We start from the raw sequence: 17055 nt of genomic DNA, 5'->3' as shown, positions 1-17055 counted from the left end.
CCCCCGGGGTCGCCATTACATGCGCGCGAGAACCGAGCCCCACGTGAAGCCGCCGCCCACGCCCTGCATGAGCACCAGCTGGCCGGGCTTGATGCGGCCATCGCGGCGAGCGGCATCGAGCGCCAGCGGTACGCTGGCAGCCGAAGTATTGGCGTGGGAATCGACCGTGATGACGACCTTCTCGACCGGCACCTGCAATTTGCGCGCCAGGAAATTGAGAATACGGACGTTGGCCTGGTGGGGCACCAGCCAATCGAGCTGGGCCACATCGAGCCCGGCTTCGGCGCAGACATCGCGCGCCGAGCGGTCGAGCACGGTGACTGCCTGCTTGAAGACGGCCTGGCCGTCCATGCGCAGGAACGGGTCGCCGGTGACATCGCCATAGGCCACATTGCCCGCGGCGCACAGGATCTTGGTCTGCGAGCCATCGGCATGCAGTTGCGCGGCCAGGATGCCGGGCTTGTCGGAGGCTTTCAGCACGACGGCGCCCGCGCCGTCGCCGAACAGCACACAGGTGCTGCGATCGTTCCAGTCGAGGATGCTGGAGAAGACCTCGGCGCCAATGACCAGCGCACAGCGCGAACGGCCCGCGCGCACGAAGGCGTCGGCGGTGCTGAGCGCATAGACGAAGCCGCTGCAGACGGCCTGCACATCGAATGCCGCGCCGCCCCTGGCGCCCAGGTTGGCCTGCACCAGGCACGCGGTGCTGGGAAATACGTAATCGGGCGTGGACGTGGCCACGATGATCAGGTCGACATCGCCCGCCTGCACGCCGGCATCCTGGAGGGCGCGGCGCGCCGCCTCGGTGGCCAGGACGCTGGTGGTGACGCCGCGCTCGGCCAGATGGCGCTGCCGGATGCCGGTGCGCTCGACGATCCACTCGTCGGAAGTGGAAATGTTGCGGGTGGCCAGTTCTGCGGCCAGCTCGTCATTGGACACGACGCGTTCAGGCAGGAAACTGCCCGAGCCGGCGATCACGGCATATGTCATTGCGGTACCCATCAAACGGTATCCCCCGCCGTCTCGGGCTCGCCGGTGGCGGCCTCGCCGGTCTGGACGCGCTGGGTAATCAGCGCGACGGCCTGGGCAGTGCGATCTAGCAGTTTACTTACTACGGCTTCACGCGCGCGCTGCAGCGCAAAGCCGAAAGCGTAGGCATCGGCCGAGCCGTGGCTCTTGATGACCACGCCGCGCAGGCCCAGCAGGGCCGCGCCGTTGTACCGGCGGTTGTCGACGCGGTTGCGCAGCCGGTTGAGCACCGGCTTGGCGATGGCGCCGGCCAGCAGCGTCACGACGCTGCGCTTGAATTCTTCGCGAATCATGCTCGACAGCATCTTCGCCAGGCCCTCGATGGACTTCAGCACCACATTGCCGACGAAGCCATCGCAGACGACGACGTCCACGGTGCCCTTGAAGATGTCGTTGCCTTCGACATTGCCCTGGAAATTCAGCGGACTGCGTCGCAGCAGTTCCGCGGCTTCCTTGACCACCTCGTTGCCCTTGATGACTTCTTCGCCGATGTTGAGCAGCCCCACGGAGGGATTGTCGCGATGATCGACCGCCTGCGTCAGTGCAGCGCCCATGATGGCGAACTGCAACAAGTGTTCGGCCGTGCAGTCGACATTGGCGCCCAGATCGAGCACGGTGGTGGCTCGCCCGGTCTGGTTCGGGATGGACGTGGCAATGGCCGGGCGGTCGATGCCGTCCAGCGTCTTGAGCACATAGCGCGAGATGGCCATCCAGGCGCCGGTGTTGCCGGCGGAAATGCAGGCGTCGGCGCGGCCGTCCTTGACGGCCTGCGCGGCCAGGCGCATGGATGAGTCTTTCTTGCGGCGCAGGGCGATCTCGACCGGATCGTCCATGGAGACGACCTCGGTAGCCGGCACGACTTCAAGACTATCGCGGGGAACGTCTTTGTGCCCGGCCAGCGCAGCCTCGATGGCGTCGGGCAGGCCGACCAGTAGCAGCCGGCAATCGGGATATTGCCGGGCGAACTCGATAGCGGCCGGGATCGTGACGGGCAGCCCGAAATCGCCGCCCATGCAGTCGATGGCGATGCGTATCACAATAGCGGGTCAGCGCTGCCGTGCATGCGAAACGAGTGGTGCCGCAGCTTACTCGTCGGCCTTGGTCTTGAGCACCTTGCGGCCACGGTAGAAGCCGTTGGGGCTGATGTGGTGGCGCAGATGGGTTTCGCCGGTGGTGGGCTCGATCGCGGTGGGCGGGTTGACCAGAAAGTCGTGCGAGCGATGCATGCCACGCTTGGACGGGGACTTCTTGTTTTGTTGAACAGCCATGATGACTCCTAGAAACGGGCCGCATTGTACGCCATGCGGTCCGATGTTGACCTAATCTTTGCGCTTCAGTTGTTCGAGCACCGCGAACGGTGACGGACGCACGGCGGCGGGCTCTTGCGAAGCGTCGCCATCGTCGGCCTGCGTGCCCGGGCACACATCATGCTTGGGCACGTACGGAATGCTCAGGATGAGCTCGTCTTCGACCTGGGCCAACAGATCGAAGCGATGCGACCCCACCACCTTTTCGGGCAGCGAGTCCGCAAGCTCCGGGTCTTGCAATTCGGAGGACAGGTCTTCGTCAAGTTCGCTTTCGGACTTGACGAACTGCAGCACTGTCCGGGAATCAATTTCGTAAACAAACGGGGCATTGCAACGCTGGCACACCAGCACCGGGTTGGCCCGCACATGCAAGTGCAGCAAGGGCTGGCCACGAACCAGGCCCGTGCCGATCTCGCCGCGCGCCGACCATTGCACCAGGCCGGCCTCGCCGGCGGGCTGCTCGGGCAGGCCTTCGACAACCCTGGCGAACCGCACCAGCGGCACGGCGCCATCGGCGCTGCCGCCCTGGCGGGCAAACGCAAATGCATCGATCACGGCGTCCGCCGTCGCGGAACCGCGCGACCGGGGCGCTCCTGCCCGCTCATTGCTCATGCGTGTGCCTCTGGTGTTCCTGGTGCCGGGCTTGCCGCCTGCGTGTTTGCTTGCCCCGCGGATTTTAACCGCCGCGCCAAGCCGTTGTCGGACAACCCGCCAGCGACAATCGGCGCAAGGGCCACGACGGCCGCACGACCGCCCACTCGCGCGGGCGAGCTACTGCTGTGTCTGCTGCCGCTGTATCTGTTGCCGCAATCTGCCGCCGCTGCAAAAATCCCGCAAAACGTTAGATAATACTGCGACTTACGCCTTAACGTCAATTTCTGCATGCCATCCCGACCTGTCCTGATACTGGCTTCGAGTTCGCCCTACCGCCGCGAGTTGCTCGGCCGCCTGCGCCTGCCCTTCGACACCGTTTCTCCCGACGTCGATGAAACGCCCGTTCCGGGCGAAGCGCCCGCCGAACTGGCGCTGCGGCTGTCTGTCGCCAAGGCAATGACGGTGGCGCGTCAGCGTCCCGGCTGCATTGTGATCGGGTCGGACCAAGTGGCCACGGCGGACGGGTGGCCCATCGGCAAACCCGGCGATTTTTCGCGCGCACGAGAGCAATTGCGCGAACTTGCCGGACGTACCGTGGAATTTCACAGCGCGTTGGCGGTAACCGATGGCCAGCGCATCGAAAAAGCCGACATCGTGACCCAGTGCCGCTTTCGCGCCCTGCCGGACGCCGCCATCGAGGCGTACCTGCGCGCCGAAGCGCCTTACGATACCGCCGGCAGCGCCAAAGCCGAAAGCCTGGGTATCGCGCTGATGGAATACATCCGCAGCGACGACCCCACCGCCATCATCGGCCTGCCCCTGATCGCCCTTACCGGCATGCTGGCCAGTTTCGGGCTGGACCCCTTGTCGGCAAGCGCGACATGAGCGGCGCCCTGCACCTGATTCCAGTGTCGCTGGGGCCGGCCCCCGCCGAACGTTGGCTGCCCGCCGACGTGCGCGCGTTGGCCGGCCGGCTGGATACCTATATCGCCGAAAACGCCAAGACCGCGCGCGCCTTCCTGAAACAGGTCGGCACGGTGCGCCCGCTGCAGGAAATCACCATCCATACGCTGGACGCCAAAACCGGCGCCGCGGACATCCAGCGCTGGCTCGCCCCGGTGCGCGACGGACGCGACATCGGGCTGGTTTCCGAGGCGGGGTGCCCGGCCGTGGCCGACCCCGGCGCGACGGTAGTTGCGGCGGCGCACCGCCTGGGCATTGCCGTGCGCCCGTGGGTAGGGCCCTCGTCCATCCTGCTGGGGCTGATGGCCAGCGGGCTGGACGGCCAGCGGTTTGCCTTCCATGGCTACGCCCCCGTAGACCCGGCCGAACGCGCCCGGCAACTGCGCGCCTGGGAACAGCACTCGGCGCGCCATCACCAGACCCAGCTGCTGATCGAGACGCCCTACCGCAACGCGGCCATGTTCGCCACGCTGCTGGCCACGCTGCGCGGCGACACGCGCCTGTGCGTCGCGCGCGCACTGACGACCGACGATGAATGGGTGCGCACCTATCCCGTGGCCGAGTGGAAAACGCGGCCCGCGCCCGAGCTCGACAAGCGTCCCACCCTGTTTCTGTACCTGGCCCAGCGATCATGACTCTCACGCGCCTGCTCAGCCACCTTGCGGCCCTGGCCGCAACGGCCATGCTGGGCGGGTGCGCCGGACAGCACGGCGGGCCGCGCCTGGATATCGACGATTCGATCCGTGCGGTCAGCCACGACAGCCGCGTACGCTACATTGTGCTGCACTACACGTCGGCCAACAGCGAGCGCTCGCTCGAATTGCTGTCCAAGGGCGGCGTCAGCTCGCACTATCTGGTCACGGCCGACGCCCGCCCGCACATCTACCGCCTGGTGGATGAGTCGCGCAGCGCGTGGCATGCCGGCGCCAGCAGCTGGTACGAACAGGTGTCGCTCAACCCGGTATCGATCGGCATCGAGCTGGTCAATGCGGGACGGCAGGATGCCGGGCCGCCGGCGCCCCTATGGGCTCCTTTTCCCGACGCGCAGATCGATGCCCTGATCCTGCTTCTGCGCGACCTGATCGCGCGCCACGGCGTATCGCCCGAGAACATCGTGGCCCATAGCGACATCGCGCCGCAACGCAAAACCGATCCGGGCCCGCTGTTTCCGTGGAAACGGCTGGCCGACGCTGGCATCGGCCGCTGGTACGACGAAGCACAGGCCGCCACATACTGGGTAGACCTGCAGCGCAAAGGCTTGCCGGACGTCGCCTGGTTCCAGCGGCAACTGGCCCGACTGGGTTACGCATGCCCGCAGCACGGGCGCCTGGATCGCGCCACCCGCAACGTGCTGTCCGCTTTCCAGATGCATTACCGGCCCGGCCGCTACGACGGCGCCCCGGATGCGGAAACTGCGGCCATCATGATGGCCCTGCAGCCTGGCCCGGGGCACTGACGTCCGCCGCCCGCGCCGGCCTTCAGGCGCGCGTGGCGCGGGCGCGCCAGGCCGCCACCAGCCGCCACCCCAGCAGAACCAGCAGCACCGCGCCGTAGGCGATCGGCTGCTGGAAGTCGTTCTTGCCAGCCTTGTGCCACCACAGGTGCACGATGGCCAGTATGCCGATCAGGTATATCGCGCGATGCAGCGTCTGCCAGCGCCGGCCCATGGCGCGCATGGCGGCCTGCGTCGAGGTGGCCGCCAGCGCCGCCATGCATGCAAACGCGATGAACCCCGCGGTGATGAAGGGGCGTTCGCCGATATCCTGCAGCATAAAGGCCGGGTCCAGGCCGCGATCCCACCATACCCATGCCAGGAAATGCAGGCTGCCGTAAAAGAACGCGAACAGCCCGCAGGGCCGCCGCAGCCTCACCAGGGCCGGCTGGCCCAACAGGCGCCGCAGCGGCGTGATGGACAACGTGACCAGCAGGCAGACAAGCGCCCAGGTGCCCGAGGAGCGCGTCAGGAATTCCACCGGGTTGGCGGTCAGGCCGTTATTGAACCCCAGCCACACCCAGCGTGCGAGGGGCAGCAGTCCGGCGGCGAAAAGCGCCGGCTTGACGCGCGCCACGGCGGCAGCGGACCATTGCCGGCGCCGCGCGGGCGGCGTACCTTGCATGCGGCGGCTCCTTAGTAGTTGGCCTTGAGATCCATGCCCTGATACAGGGAAGCAACCTGTTCGGCATAGCCATTGAACATGAGCGTGCGGCGCTTGGGCGCGAAAAACCCGTCTTCGCCGATGCGCCGCTCGGTGGCCTGGCTCCAGCGCGGATGCGGCACGTCGGGGTTCACGTTGGCGTAAAAGCCATATTCGCTGGGAGCCGCCAGCATCCATGAACTGACGGGCTGCCGCTCGACCAGCCGGATGCGCACCAGCGACTTGGCCGACTTGAAACCGTATTTCCAGGGCACCGCCAGGCGCAGCGGCGCGCCGTTCTGCTTGGGCAGGACTTTGCCGTACAGCCCGAACACCAGCATCGTCAGCGGATGCATGGCCTCGTCCAGGCGCAGGGCCTCGACATAGGGCCACTGAAGCACGGACGACCGTACGCCGGGCATGTTCTCACGCTGCACGACGGTAGTGAACTCGACATACTTTGCATTGCCGGTGGGTTCGACCTGCTTGAGCAGGTTTGCCAGCGAATACCCCACCCAGGGAATGACCATCGACCAGCCCTCGACGCAGCGCAGGCGATACACGCGGTCTTCCATGGGAGCCAGCTTGAGCAGCGTGTCGATGTCGAAGGCCTGCGGACGCAGCACCTCGCCTTCGACGGCCACCGTCCAGGGACGAGTCTGCAGCTTGCCGGCGTAGCGGGCCGGGTCGTCTTTGTCGAGCCCGAACTCGTAGTAATTGTTGTACGACGTGATGTCCTGGAAGGACGTCTGCTTGTCCATGACCGAGTACTGCGGACTGGCGCGTCCGGCCAGCGGCGCCGCATCCTGCGCGTGGGCCTGGCGCATGGACCATCCGGGCAGGCCGGCGGCCGCCGCGATGAGCCCGGCGCGCATCATCCAGTCGCGGCGCGACTGCCAGACGGCTTCGGAGGTGATCTCGGACGAGGGCGGCGCGTTGCCGGGCTTGCGGATCAACATGACGGTCTCCTGAAAGCTGCGTGGACGACACGGACAGCAGGGGTAAGACGACCGCCGGGCGCGGATTATTCCGCGCCGCGCCCGGGGCTCAGCAACCCACGCGCGGCAGCAGCCATTCGCGCAGGTCGGCCACGCTGTCGACGATGGCCTGGGGCTGGCAACCCTGCAGCTCTTGCGGACTATGAGCGCCATAGGAAACGCCCAGGCCGTGCACACCCGCATTACAGGCCATTTGCAGGTCGTGCGAGGTATCGCCCACCATGAGCACGCGTTCTGGTTCGACCTGCAATTCGTCCATCAGTTCGTGCAACATGGCCGGATGCGGCTTGCTGAAGGTTTCGTCGGCGGTGCGGGTGGCCTGGAAAGCGCCGCGCAGGCCGGTGGCGGCCAGCACGCGGTCCAGCCCGACCCGGCTCTTGCCGGTGGCCACGGCCAGTTGCACCTGCCGGCCTGCCAGATCGTGCAGCAGCGCCTCGATGCCCTCGAACAGGCGCAATTCGGGATCGCGCAACAGGTAATGCGTGCGGTAGCGTTCCAGAAAACGGGGCACCATGGCTTGCGTCAGTTCGGGCACGGCCCGGCGCAGCGCGCTTTCAAGCGACAGTCCGATGACCCAGCTGGCGGCCGAAGTCGACGGCACGGGCAAGTCCAGGTCGCGGCAGGCCCCCTGGATGGCGGCCACGATGCCGTTGGTGGAATCCATCACGGTTCCGTCCCAGTCGAACACGACCAGCGAATAAGACATGTCTACTGACTCTCCAGCTTGTGCAACAGGGTGCGGCAGGCGGCGGGCAATTCCGCCGTCAGCCGCAGGGTTTGTCCGGTAGTGGGGTGCGGCAGGGTCAGTTGATGCGCATGCAGGAACATGCGGTTGAACCCCAGACGTGCGAACCGGGCGCGCGTCTCGTCCGTCCCGTATTTGTCGTCGCCCACGATGGGAAAACCACTGGCCGCCAGATGCACCCGGATCTGGTGGGTGCGTCCGGTGCGCAACTCGGCGTCGACCAGGCTGAATTCCCCCAGGCGCCGCTGTAGTGTAACGATAGTATGGGCCGGCTGGCCGCCGGGGTCGGGGCGCACGCGCCGCTCGCCCGACTGTGTCGTCCATTTGGTGAGCGCCAGGCGGATGTGCTGCCGGTCGTTGACCCAGTCGCCTTCTACCAGGGCCAGGTAATGCTTGTCGCCCTTGCCTTCGCGCAGCATGGCGTGCAGCGCCAGGAGCGCGCTGCGCTTCTTGGCCACCATCAACAGCCCGGAAGTCTCGCGGTCGAGCCGGTGCACCAGTTCCAGGAAGCGCGCCTGCGGCCGCGCCGCCCGCAATTGCTCGATGACGCCGAACGACACGCCGCTGCCGCCATGCACCGCCACGCCGGCCGGCTTGTCGATGACCAGCAGGGCGTCGTCTTCGTAGACAACGGGAAATTCGGCGCCCGGCACGGGCCGCACGGCATCGGGCGCCGGCAGGCGCAGCGGCGGCACGCGCACGACGTCGCCGGCAGCCACGCGGTAATCGGCCTGGGTGCGTCCCTTATTTACCCGCACCTCGCCGCCGCGTATCGCCTTGTAAATGTGACTCTTGGGCACGCCCTTGCACAGCCGCAGCAGGAAGTTGTCCAGCCGCTGGCCGTCATGCTCGGGGCCGACTTCAACCAGCCGGACGGCGGGGGTGGATAGAGGGGAAAACGCAGATTCTTTGCGCATTGCGGAAAGCGACATATAATCGGCACAGCCTTAAGGGGCTGAACAAGCCGCCTGGCGTAGAGATGCAACGGTACGCGTCTCCGTCGAGCGCGCGCGGGTCGCCATTGTACTGCTGCCTGACCGTTCAGCTTCGGGGCCTCTCGGTCGCCGGCGCAACCGCGCCCTGCCGGACGGTGGTGTGGCACGACATTTGCCCGCTGTCCTGGCAGGTCCGTTGCATGCCGCAAGCGGCTCTGAAGCACTGCAAGAATTGTCGCGTAATTAAAGCACCCAGGTGCGCGCGGGCCGATCGCTGGCCGCACCTGCCGTTCACAGCAATCCTTTCCGTCAACCACACTTCGTGACCCTGACTCCCCTGCTGCCAGAACCACGTGCCCCCGGGCACGACGTGCCCGCCTGACCGGCGGCGGCTACGCCTGCGCGCTGCGCCAGGCTGCCGTTTGATTCCTCTTCTTGCCCCGCTTCAGTCCGCAGCCCGAGTGGCCCAAGGTCACGCGCCGATATCGGCGCGTCATGACAACGGAGAACACCACTCATGAAGCGCATGCTGTTTAACGCGACGCACCAGGAAGAACTGCGCGTTGCCATTGTCGATGGGCAGAAGCTCATCGATCTCGACATCGAAACCGCCGGACGCGAACAACGCAAAGGCAACATTTACAAAGGGGTCATCACCCGCATCGAACCGGGCCTCGAGGCCTGCTTCGTCAACTACGGCGAAGACCGCCATGGCTTTCTTCCCTTCAAGGAAGTGGCCCGCAGCTATTTCAAAGAAGGCGTCGACGTCCGCTCGGCCCGCATCCAGGACGCGCTGCGCGAAGGCCAGGAACTGATCGTCCAGGTCGAAAAAGAAGAGCGCGGCAACAAGGGCGCGGCCCTGACCACGTTCATTTCGCTGGCCGGCCGCTATCTGGTGCTGATGCCCAACAACCCGCGCGGCGGCGGCGTGTCGCGCCGGGTGGAAGGCGAAGACCGCCAGGAACTGCGCGACACGATGGAGCAGCTGGAAGTCCCGCAGGGCATGAGCATCATCGCCCGCACCGCCGGCATCGGCCGCAGCGTCGAAGAACTGCAATGGGACCTGTCGTACCTGATGCAGCTCTGGACGGCCATCGACGCCGCCGCGCGCGACAACGCCGCGCCCATTCTGATCTACCTGGAATCCAGCCTGGTCATCCGGGCCATCCGCGATTACTTCTCGCCTGAAATCGGCGAAATCCTGATCGATACCGACGAAATCGCCGACCAGGCCACGGCCTTCATGAGCGTGGTGATGCCCGACAACGTGCAGCGCGTCAAGCGCTACCGTGACGACATCCCCCTGTTCTCGCGCTTCCAGATCGAACACCAGATCGAAACCGCGTACGCGCGCACCGTACAACTGCCCTCGGGCGGCGCCGTGGTCATCGACCACACCGAAGCCCTGGTGGCCGTCGACGTCAACTCGGCGCGCTCCACGCGCGGGTCCGACATCGAAGAAACCGCATTGCGCACCAACCTGGAAGCGGCCGACGAAGTGGCCCGCCAGCTGCGCCTGCGTGACCTGGGCGGCCTGATCGTCATCGATTTCATCGATATGGAAGACAGCAAGAACCAGCGCGCCGTCGAACAGCGGCTGCGCGATGCCTTGCATTTCGACCGCGCCCGCGTGCAGATGGGCAAGATTTCGCGCTTCGGCCTGATGGAATTGTCGCGCCAGCGCCTGCGCCCCGCCCTGAATGAAGGCTCGCACATCACCTGCCCGCGCTGCAACGGCACGGGCGTGATCCGCGACGCAGAATCCAGCGCGCTGCATGTGCTGCGCCTGCTGCAAGAAGAAGCCATGAAAGAAAACACGGCGGCGGTGCATGCCCAGGTGCCGGTCGACGTGGCCACCTTCCTGCTCAACGAAAAGCGCGCCGACATCGCCAAGATGGAAGCCCGCCTGAAGGTCAACCTGGTGCTGATTCCCAACAAGCACCTGGAAACCCCGCATCACCATATCGAACGCCTGCGCCACGACGACCCCCGCCTGGAAGACGTCAAGACCAGCTTCGAGCTCGTCGACGCCCCGTCCACCGACATGGCCTGGGCGCCGCGCGACCCGGAGGTCAAGGCGCGCCCCGAAGCCCTGGTCAAGGGCATTACGCCTTCGCAGCCGGCGCCCGTCTCGGCGCCCGCGGCCGAATCCGCGCCCGCCCCCGCCCAGACGGCAGGCGGCGGCTTGGGCGGCCTGTTCAAGCGCCTGGTCAACTGGCTGGGCGGCAGCGCCGCGCCGGCCGCGCCCGCCGCCTCGGAAGAACCCAAGCGCGGCGGTCCGCGCGGCAAGCGCGGCCACGATGGCCAGGAACGCCGTGGCGAACGCCACGCCTCCGACCGTAACCGCCATCGCCGCGGAGAAGCCCGCACCGACGCTACGGAATCCGACGGCTCCCCCCGCCACGCCGGCCGCAACGGCCGTCGCCACGAAGACCGCGCCGAACGCCCGGCCCGCGCCGAGCGCGACACGGCCCGTCCCGAACGCGCCCTGGCCCCCGAAGCCGGCGCCGCCGACGAAGCCGCCCCGCGCGGCAACCGTGGCCGCCGTGGCCGTGGCCGCAATCGTCGCGATGACACGGCCCAACAGGACGTGCAGGCTACCGAGGAAACCACGGTAGCCGCGCTGGCCGAAACCGTTGCCGCAGCCGTGCCTGCCCCGCAAGGCCCCGCGATCGCCGCGGCCCTGACCGAGCAGGCCGAAGCGGCCGCCACCGTTTCCGCCGACGCGTCGTCCGAAGCCCAGGCTGCCGATGCCGAGCAAGCCGAGGCCGGCGCCGATCCGGAACGCAAGCGCCGCCGCCGTCGCAGCCGCCGCGGCCGCCGTAGCCAGGACGAACAGACTACGCAGGACGTCGATACGCAAGCCGACAACGCGGCCGAGTTCGCCCCGGATGCAGCCGATACGACCCCAGCCGGTGCTGTGGCAGCCAGTGCTGCGGCAGCCACTGCCGCGACAGAGGTTGCGCGTCCGCTGGCAGACGCCGCTGCGCCCGGCCAGACGCCGGCACGGGTGGACCTGTCCGACATATCCAACGCTGCAGCCGTAGCGCAGGGCATGCCGGAAGTCGCGGTGCCTGCCGTGCCGGTACCGGCCGCACAGCCCGACGCCGTCGAGCCTGTTCCGGCGCTTGCGCAGCCCTTGCCGGCGGCTGAACCCGTTGCCGCGCAGGAAGCCGACGCCCCGGCCCCGACCGAACCTGCCGTTGCAGCCGACCAGACGCCTGGCGCCGAACCCACGGCCGCCGAACCCACGGCCGCCGTGACGACGGCCGCCGTAGCGACGGCCGCCGTAGCGACGGCCGCCGACATCACTCCCCAGGCCGAGCAATCGGACACCGCGGCGGTCGACACCGCGGCGGTCGATACCGCGGCGGTCGACACCGCGCCGGTCGACACCGCGGCGGTCGGCACCGCGCCGGTCGCTACCGCGGCTGCCGATGCTCCTGCGACGACGGCCGCACCGGTAGCCGCGCCCATCGTGGTGCCTGCCGCTGCGGCAGCGTCCAGCCAGGCCTTGCACGAGGTGGTCAGCGCCACTGGGCTGAAATGGGTCGAAACCGACCCTGCGCGCCTGGCCCAGGCGCAACAGCGCATGGCCGCCAGCCAGGCTCCCGTACGGTTGGGACGCGAGCGCAAGCCCGTGCCCGCGGTATCGAACTCTCCGCTGGTACAGGTAGAAACGCAGCGCTCCCAGGCCTGACGCCCGGGGCAATGCAAAAAAACGCCGGCCTAGCGCCGGCGTTTTTTATCCTCGCTGCAGATGCGCCGCCGTGCGGCGCTCGCGGTAGACTGCCGCCTGACGATGCGCCGCGCGCTGGCACGACACCGTTTCATGGAGCCCGCATGACCGACCGCCTGATTGCCGAGCCCCGCGAGGCTTACCGGCACTTCACCGTTATTGCAACACGCTGGATGGACAATGACGTGTACGGCCACGTCAACAATGTCGTGTATTACTCTTGGTTCGACACGGCGGTCAACGGCATGCTGATCGCCGAACGGCTGGCGGGCCCCGCCGCAGGCGGCCCCATCGGCCTGGTGGTGGGCACGCAGTGCCAGTACTTCGCGCCCGTGTCGTTTCCCGTGCCCGTAGAGATCGGGCTGCGCGTGCACCGCATCGGCGGCAGCAGCGTGACCTACCGCCTGGGCGTGTTTACCGCCCAACGCGAGCTCAGCCATGCCAGCGGCTTATTTACCCACGTATATGTGGACCGGGATTCGCGCCGGCCGGTGCCGGTGCCGGCGGGCCATCGCGAAACGCTGGCGCGCTACGCGCCAGTGCAATAACGCCCCCGGGGCAGGCGGCCCGGGGGCTTGCACCGCGCGTATCAGTCCGCCCGCGCACCCGACTTCTGCACAACCGCCGCCCATTTCCTGATGTCGTCTTGCAGCATCGACGCCAGTTGCTCGGGCGTCGTCTGCAAGGGCTCGGCGGCCTGCTCGGCCAGATTGCGGCGGAATTCCGGGTCGGCCAGCACCTGCCCCACGTCGCGATTGATCTTCTGCACAACGTCGCCCGGGATGCCCGCGGGCCCGAACACGGCAAACCACGGAGAAACGTCAAAACCGGGATAACCGGACTCGGCAATGGTGGGCAGGTCGGGAAAGCGCGTCGAACGCGACTTGCTGGAAATCGCCAGTGCGCGCACCGACCCGCTTTCGACATGCGCGGCAATCGACGGCACGCTGGTGAATACCGCGTCGATACGCCCGCCAATCAAGTCGGTGAGCGCGGGCGCCGCTCCCTTGTACGGCACGTGGGTCAGGCCCGTGTCCGCCACATGGTTGACCATTTCGCCCAACAGATGATTGACGGTGCCGCTGCCGGCAGAACCGAACGTCATGGGCTTGGAACGGGCCAGTGAGACAAATTCCTGGAAACTGGCGACGGGAATGTCTTTGTTGACGGTAACGATGAACGGCACGGTCGCCACGGCCGCGATCGGGGTGAAGTCCTTGACCGGATCGAACGGCAACTGGCGCAGGCTGACGTTGATCGCCTGCGTGCCCTCGTACGTGAAAAGCAGCGTATAGCCATCGCCCGGCGACTTGGCCACGGCTTCCAGGCCGATGTTGCCGCCGGCCCCGGCCTTGTTCTCCACGACGACGCTCTGCCCCCACGCCTGCGACAGCCCCTTGGCCAGCAAGCGGGCAAGCACGTCGGACGCCCCGCCTGGCGATTGCGGCACGACCAGCTTTACAGGACGCTCGGGATAGTTTGCCGACCATGCCGGGGCGCACGCAATGCTGCAGACTGCGGCCACTGCGGCAAAGCGCACCATGAACTTATGCATTTAATGTGTCTCCTTTGTTGATGCCATTACGCGGCTCAGCCGCGCACTTCCACGCCAGCCCAGGACTCGACCACCCGGCATACCGACGTGTAATCCGATCCCGGGCCATACAGCGAATTCGTGATGGCCAGCATCTGCCGCACGGCGGCGCCGATGACCATGGGCACCCCAAGCTGTTCAGCTTCGTCGATGCACAGGCGCACGTCTTTATAGGCCAGGCCGGTGCCGAACCCATAATCGAATGTGCCGGTCAGCACGGCGCGGGGAAACTTGTCCTGCGTGGCGCTGTTGCGGCCCGAGCCGGCGTTGATGATGTCCAGCATCACGCGCGGGTCCAGGCCGGCCTTGACTCCCATGGCCATGGCCTCGGACGAGATCGCAATCGCCGTGGCCGAAAGCAGATTGTTGGCCAGTTTCATGGTCTGGGCCTGGCCCGCCTGCTCGCCGACATGGAACGTCTTGCCGAACGTGCCCAGCAGTTCCTGCAACGTCTCGAAGAGCGCCTTCGGGCAGGACACCATCACGGCCAGCGTGCCCGCTTGCGCGCCCGGCACGCCGCCGCTGACCGGCGCGTCGATATACGCGATGCCTCGCGCATCCAGGGTGGCCGCGGCGCTGGCGGCGGCGGCCGGACCGATGGTCGAAAAGTCCACCACGCGCTTGACCTTGGCGCCCCCGGCCAGCTGTGCCACGACATCCTGCACCACGCGGGGCGCCGGCAGGCTCAGCAACACCGTGCCGGCCGCATCGGCCACCTCTGATACCGATCCGGCCGCCTTTGCGCCCAGGGCAACAAGCGGCGCCGTGGCGCCCGCATCTACGTCGTAGACCACCAGGCGCATGCCCGCGTCGACCAGCCGGCGGGCCATGGGCTGGCCCATCTTGCCGATACCGACAAATCCAATTACGTCGCTGTCCATATCTCCTCGCTTGTTTTGATGATCAATAAGTTCTAGGCCGCCATGCCGCCGGCCTGCACGGGCCGCGCCATCACGCGCGCGGGCGCGCCGTCCGAGTCCACGATGTTCAGCGCCATGAAGGCGAACTCCACACGTTGGCCGGCCAGTTCGCCCAGCCCGTAGACGTTCTCGGACACCAGCACGCCATGGCCCAGCAACACATGGTGGGCCGGCCAGTCGTATCCGGCCGGCCGCCGCGCCAGCGGCAGGTCGGGGGTAGGCACATCGAAGGCGGCCAGCTTGACGCCGCGCTCGACCAGCCAGCGCGCCGCCTCCACATCCAGGTACGGATGGTCGTGATATTGCGGCGTGCCCGCATACCGGCTCCAGCCGGTGTCGATGGCGACGATGTCGCCGGGCTGCACCAGCGCCTGCTGCGCCTGCAGGTCGGCAACGCCTATGGCCTCGCCCGCGCCGCGCGCCACCCGCAGCACGACGCCGGGCCCGCACAGCCTTTCCAGCGCGATGTCGTGAAAAGCCGGGCCATCGGCAAAGAAGTGGCGCGGCGCATCGACGTGGGTGCCGATGTGCACCACCATCTGCATCTCGGTGACATTCAGCGGGTCGGCCGGCAGGCTTTTCAGGCGCCGGAACGCGGGTTGAGGAAATACCGTGGCGCGCGGGACGTCGGGCCCCAGCGGATAGGTCAGGTCGCGCCAGGGGCCCTTGGGCATCCACGGCTGCTGTGGCGGCAGGGCGCGCCAGCCCTTCCAGCCCGTGCCGGCGCGATGATCGCTGTCACACATGGCGGGGCTCCTGCGCGCCCACCTGTACGCCCACCCATTGTTCCAGCGTCTTGACGATAGAAGTCGAACTCTCGTGCGGCCCCACCTGCAGCACCGTCTGCATCCACAGGCGGTCTACCGCCGTGCCCACCCAGAGCGGAACCTGGAGTTCTTCGGCCATCTCCATGCACAGGCGCACGTCCTTGCGCATCAGCGCATTGGCAAAGCCATTGTCGAACGTGCGCGGCAGCACGTACTTGGGGAAACGGTCTTCGGTGGCGGAGTTCTTGCCCGACCCCGCATTGAGCGTATCCAGCACGGTTTCCGGCGCCAGGCCGGCCTTGACGCCCAGCACGGTGGCCTCGGCGGCCAAAGCAAGATGCGCGGCCGCCATCAGGTTATTGATGAGCTTCATGCTCTGGCCCTGGCCTACCTCGTGGCCGATGATGCGCGGCTTGCCCATCAAGGCGAAGAGCGGCTCGAGCCCCGCGACCACGTCCGCCGCGCCCGATACCATCAGGGCCAGCGTGCGAGCCCGCGCCCCGGCGACGCCGCCGCTCACGGGCGCGTCCACGGCCTGCACGCCGCGCCGCGCCAGTTCATTGGCAACCGATCGCGCCGTAGCCGGGCCCGTGGTCGACATGTCGACATACACGCGCATGCGATCGCCTTCCGCCAGGCCGCCCGGCCCGAGCGCCACCTGGCGGACCACGTCTGGCGTGGGCAGGCACACGCAGACGATCTCGCAGCGCGACGCCACTTCGGCGGGCGATGCCGCAACGTCCACGTCCATGCCGGCAAAGCGCGACCCGGCCTGCGGACGCGCGTCGTGCACGACCAGCGGCACGCCGCCTTGGGCCAGGTTGTGCGCGAGTTCGGCGCCCATGCTGCCCAGGCCGATGAATCCTACGGGGGCTCGGGCACTCACGACTGCTTCTCCTGTTGCTCCAGATACTGCTGGATAACGGGCGTGGCGACGCGGAACCCTTCCACGCCGGCCGGCACGCCCGCATACACCGCCGCTTGCAGCAGCGCTTCCTGGATTTCTTCGGGCGTGCAATCGTTGACCAGCGCGCCGCGCACATGCAGCTCCAGTTCCTTGGACCGGTTCAGCGCACTGAGCATGGCGATATTCAGCAGACTGCGCACCTTGCGCGGCAGGCCCGGCCGGCTCCAGATCTCGCCCCAGCAGAACTCCGTGGCCAGCTGCTGCATGGGCTGGTTGAACGCATCGGCGCCCCACAGCGCGGTATCGATCTTTTCTTTGCCGAGCAGCGCCTGGCGGATCTGCAGGCCTTTCTCGAAGTTCTCGTTCCTGCGGTATTGCGGTGCATGTTTTGCCATGAGTGATCTCGATTGATGACAACGGAC

Annotated in this window: 18 protein-coding genes; 5 read left to right on the top strand and 13 right to left on the bottom strand. The window is 67.3% G+C overall.

Going from position 1 to position 17055, the window contains the following annotated elements; all coding sequences use genetic code 11:
- Positions 1-15 precede the first annotated feature (15 nt).
- From CAL19_RS04820 to CAL19_RS04805, 4 genes are read right to left on the bottom strand one after another with little or no spacing between them, the layout of a single operon-like run.
- Positions 16-1002, bottom strand: coding sequence for a beta-ketoacyl-ACP synthase III (locus CAL19_RS04820; protein WP_026640364.1), 987 nt, complete (start codon positions 1000-1002; stop codon positions 16-18).
- A complete protein-coding gene (gene plsX / locus CAL19_RS04815; RefSeq protein WP_094796154.1) occupies positions 1002-2066 on the bottom strand; it encodes a phosphate acyltransferase PlsX in 1065 nt (354 codons plus the stop codon). Before plsX ends, CAL19_RS04820 begins: the two co-directional genes overlap by 1 nt.
- Before the next feature lie 48 nt (positions 2067-2114).
- Positions 2115-2297 (bottom strand): 50S ribosomal protein L32, encoded by a 183-nt coding sequence (rpmF, locus tag CAL19_RS04810; protein WP_026640362.1) that lies wholly within the window; start codon positions 2295-2297, stop codon positions 2115-2117.
- A 51-nt stretch (positions 2298-2348) separates the two neighbouring features.
- On the bottom strand, positions 2349-2948 hold the full coding sequence (locus tag CAL19_RS04805; protein WP_094796153.1) for a YceD family protein: 600 nt from the start codon (positions 2946-2948) through the stop codon (positions 2349-2351).
- Positions 2949-3218: 270 nt separating this feature from the next.
- Between CAL19_RS04805 and CAL19_RS04800 the strand changes: the two genes are divergently transcribed.
- From CAL19_RS04800 to CAL19_RS04790, 3 genes are read left to right on the top strand one after another with little or no spacing between them, the layout of a single operon-like run.
- A complete protein-coding gene (locus CAL19_RS04800; RefSeq protein ID WP_094796152.1) occupies positions 3219-3815 on the top strand; it encodes a Maf family nucleotide pyrophosphatase in 597 nt (198 codons plus the stop codon).
- Positions 3812-4528, top strand: coding sequence for an SAM-dependent methyltransferase (locus CAL19_RS04795; protein ID WP_094796151.1), 717 nt, complete (start codon positions 3812-3814; stop codon positions 4526-4528). Before CAL19_RS04800 ends, CAL19_RS04795 begins: the two co-directional genes overlap by 4 nt.
- Complete coding sequence (locus tag CAL19_RS04790) at positions 4525-5349, top strand: N-acetylmuramoyl-L-alanine amidase (protein ID WP_249276253.1); 825 nt, start codon at positions 4525-4527, stop codon at positions 5347-5349. The genes CAL19_RS04795 and CAL19_RS04790 overlap by 4 nt, the downstream gene beginning before the upstream one ends.
- Positions 5350-5371: 22 nt before the next feature.
- Here the strand turns inward: CAL19_RS04790 and msrQ are convergent, their stop codons facing one another.
- From msrQ to CAL19_RS04770, 4 genes are all read right to left on the bottom strand, one after another.
- Positions 5372-6010: a protein-methionine-sulfoxide reductase heme-binding subunit MsrQ gene (gene msrQ, locus CAL19_RS04785; RefSeq protein ID WP_051423826.1), complete on the bottom strand. Its 639-nt coding sequence runs from the start codon at positions 6008-6010 to the stop codon at positions 5372-5374.
- A gap of 11 nt (positions 6011-6021) precedes the next feature.
- Entirely contained in the window at positions 6022-6987 is a 966-nt protein-coding gene (gene msrP / locus CAL19_RS04780; protein WP_094796149.1) for a protein-methionine-sulfoxide reductase catalytic subunit MsrP, read from the bottom strand.
- 88 nt (positions 6988-7075) lie between these two features.
- Positions 7076-7732 carry an HAD family hydrolase gene (locus CAL19_RS04775; RefSeq protein WP_026640355.1) on the bottom strand — a complete coding sequence of 219 codons (657 nt, stop codon included), beginning with the start codon at positions 7730-7732 and terminating at the stop codon, positions 7076-7078.
- Between the two features lie 2 nt (positions 7733-7734).
- Positions 7735-8703 (bottom strand): RluA family pseudouridine synthase, encoded by a 969-nt coding sequence (locus CAL19_RS04770; RefSeq protein WP_094796148.1) that lies wholly within the window; start codon positions 8701-8703, stop codon positions 7735-7737.
- A gap of 520 nt (positions 8704-9223) precedes the next feature.
- On the opposite strand from CAL19_RS04770, the gene CAL19_RS04765 reads away from it, so the two are divergent.
- The gene (locus tag CAL19_RS04765) at positions 9224-12406 is read left to right on the top strand and encodes an Rne/Rng family ribonuclease (RefSeq protein ID WP_094796147.1); all 3183 of its coding nucleotides are present in this window, start codon (positions 9224-9226) and stop codon (positions 12404-12406) included.
- Between the two features lie 143 nt (positions 12407-12549).
- Positions 12550-12993: an acyl-CoA thioesterase gene (locus CAL19_RS04760; RefSeq protein WP_026640352.1), complete on the top strand. Its 444-nt coding sequence runs from the start codon at positions 12550-12552 to the stop codon at positions 12991-12993.
- A 41-nt stretch (positions 12994-13034) separates the two neighbouring features.
- Here CAL19_RS04760 and CAL19_RS04755 read toward each other — a convergent pair whose 3' ends face one another.
- From CAL19_RS04755 to CAL19_RS04735, 5 genes are read right to left on the bottom strand one after another with little or no spacing between them, the layout of a single operon-like run.
- Positions 13035-14000 carry a Bug family tripartite tricarboxylate transporter substrate binding protein gene (locus CAL19_RS04755; protein WP_051423824.1) on the bottom strand — a complete coding sequence of 322 codons (966 nt, stop codon included), beginning with the start codon at positions 13998-14000 and terminating at the stop codon, positions 13035-13037.
- Positions 14001-14035: 35 nt separating this feature from the next.
- Positions 14036-14920 carry an NAD(P)-dependent oxidoreductase gene (locus tag CAL19_RS04750; protein WP_094796146.1) on the bottom strand — a complete coding sequence of 295 codons (885 nt, stop codon included), beginning with the start codon at positions 14918-14920 and terminating at the stop codon, positions 14036-14038.
- A 32-nt stretch (positions 14921-14952) separates the two neighbouring features.
- On the bottom strand, positions 14953-15705 hold the full coding sequence (locus tag CAL19_RS04745) for a cyclase family protein (RefSeq protein ID WP_094796145.1): 753 nt from the start codon (positions 15703-15705) through the stop codon (positions 14953-14955).
- A complete protein-coding gene (locus CAL19_RS04740; protein ID WP_038852465.1) occupies positions 15698-16612 on the bottom strand; it encodes an NAD(P)-dependent oxidoreductase in 915 nt (304 codons plus the stop codon). Before CAL19_RS04740 ends, CAL19_RS04745 begins: the two co-directional genes overlap by 8 nt.
- A complete protein-coding gene (locus tag CAL19_RS04735; RefSeq protein ID WP_026640348.1) occupies positions 16609-17028 on the bottom strand; it encodes a carboxymuconolactone decarboxylase family protein in 420 nt (139 codons plus the stop codon). Before CAL19_RS04735 ends, CAL19_RS04740 begins: the two co-directional genes overlap by 4 nt.
- Positions 17029-17055: the final 27 nt, after the last annotated feature.

The organism is Bordetella genomosp. 7 (assembly GCF_002261265.1).
In the GTDB taxonomy this organism is placed as follows: Bacteria; Pseudomonadota; Gammaproteobacteria; order Burkholderiales; family Burkholderiaceae_B; genus Bordetella_A.
Note: the sequence above shows the minus strand (reverse complement) of the source record. Positions and strands in the feature narration are given on the sequence as shown.

Bases quoted from the DNA above. Each gene is read 5' to 3' on its own strand.
- CAL19_RS04820 (WP_026640364.1), bottom strand. From the start codon at position 1,002: ATGGGTACCGCAATGACATATGCCGTGATCGCCGGCTCGGGCAGTTTC.
- rpmF (WP_026640362.1), bottom strand. From the start codon at position 2,297: ATGGCTGTTCAACAAAACAAGAAGTCCCCGTCCAAGCGTGGCATGCAT.
- CAL19_RS04805 (WP_094796153.1), bottom strand. From the start codon at position 2,948: ATGAGCAATGAGCGGGCAGGAGCGCCCCGGTCGCGCGGTTCCGCGACG.
- CAL19_RS04800 (WP_094796152.1), top strand. From the start codon at position 3,219: ATGCCATCCCGACCTGTCCTGATACTGGCTTCGAGTTCGCCCTACCGC.
- CAL19_RS04795 (WP_094796151.1), top strand. From the start codon at position 3,812: ATGAGCGGCGCCCTGCACCTGATTCCAGTGTCGCTGGGGCCGGCCCCC.
- CAL19_RS04790 (WP_249276253.1), top strand. From the start codon at position 4,525: ATGACTCTCACGCGCCTGCTCAGCCACCTTGCGGCCCTGGCCGCAACG.
- msrQ (WP_051423826.1), bottom strand. From the start codon at position 6,010: ATGCAAGGTACGCCGCCCGCGCGGCGCCGGCAATGGTCCGCTGCCGCC.
- msrP (WP_094796149.1), bottom strand. From the start codon at position 6,987: ATGTTGATCCGCAAGCCCGGCAACGCGCCGCCCTCGTCCGAGATCACC.
- CAL19_RS04775 (WP_026640355.1), bottom strand. From the start codon at position 7,732: ATGTCTTATTCGCTGGTCGTGTTCGACTGGGACGGAACCGTGATGGAT.
- CAL19_RS04770 (WP_094796148.1), bottom strand. From the start codon at position 8,703: ATGTCGCTTTCCGCAATGCGCAAAGAATCTGCGTTTTCCCCTCTATCC.
- CAL19_RS04765 (WP_094796147.1), top strand. From the start codon at position 9,224: ATGAAGCGCATGCTGTTTAACGCGACGCACCAGGAAGAACTGCGCGTT.
- CAL19_RS04760 (WP_026640352.1), top strand. From the start codon at position 12,550: ATGACCGACCGCCTGATTGCCGAGCCCCGCGAGGCTTACCGGCACTTC.
- CAL19_RS04755 (WP_051423824.1), bottom strand. From the start codon at position 14,000: ATGCATAAGTTCATGGTGCGCTTTGCCGCAGTGGCCGCAGTCTGCAGC.
- CAL19_RS04750 (WP_094796146.1), bottom strand. From the start codon at position 14,920: ATGGACAGCGACGTAATTGGATTTGTCGGTATCGGCAAGATGGGCCAG.
- CAL19_RS04745 (WP_094796145.1), bottom strand. From the start codon at position 15,705: ATGTGTGACAGCGATCATCGCGCCGGCACGGGCTGGAAGGGCTGGCGC.
- CAL19_RS04735 (WP_026640348.1), bottom strand. From the start codon at position 17,028: ATGGCAAAACATGCACCGCAATACCGCAGGAACGAGAACTTCGAGAAA.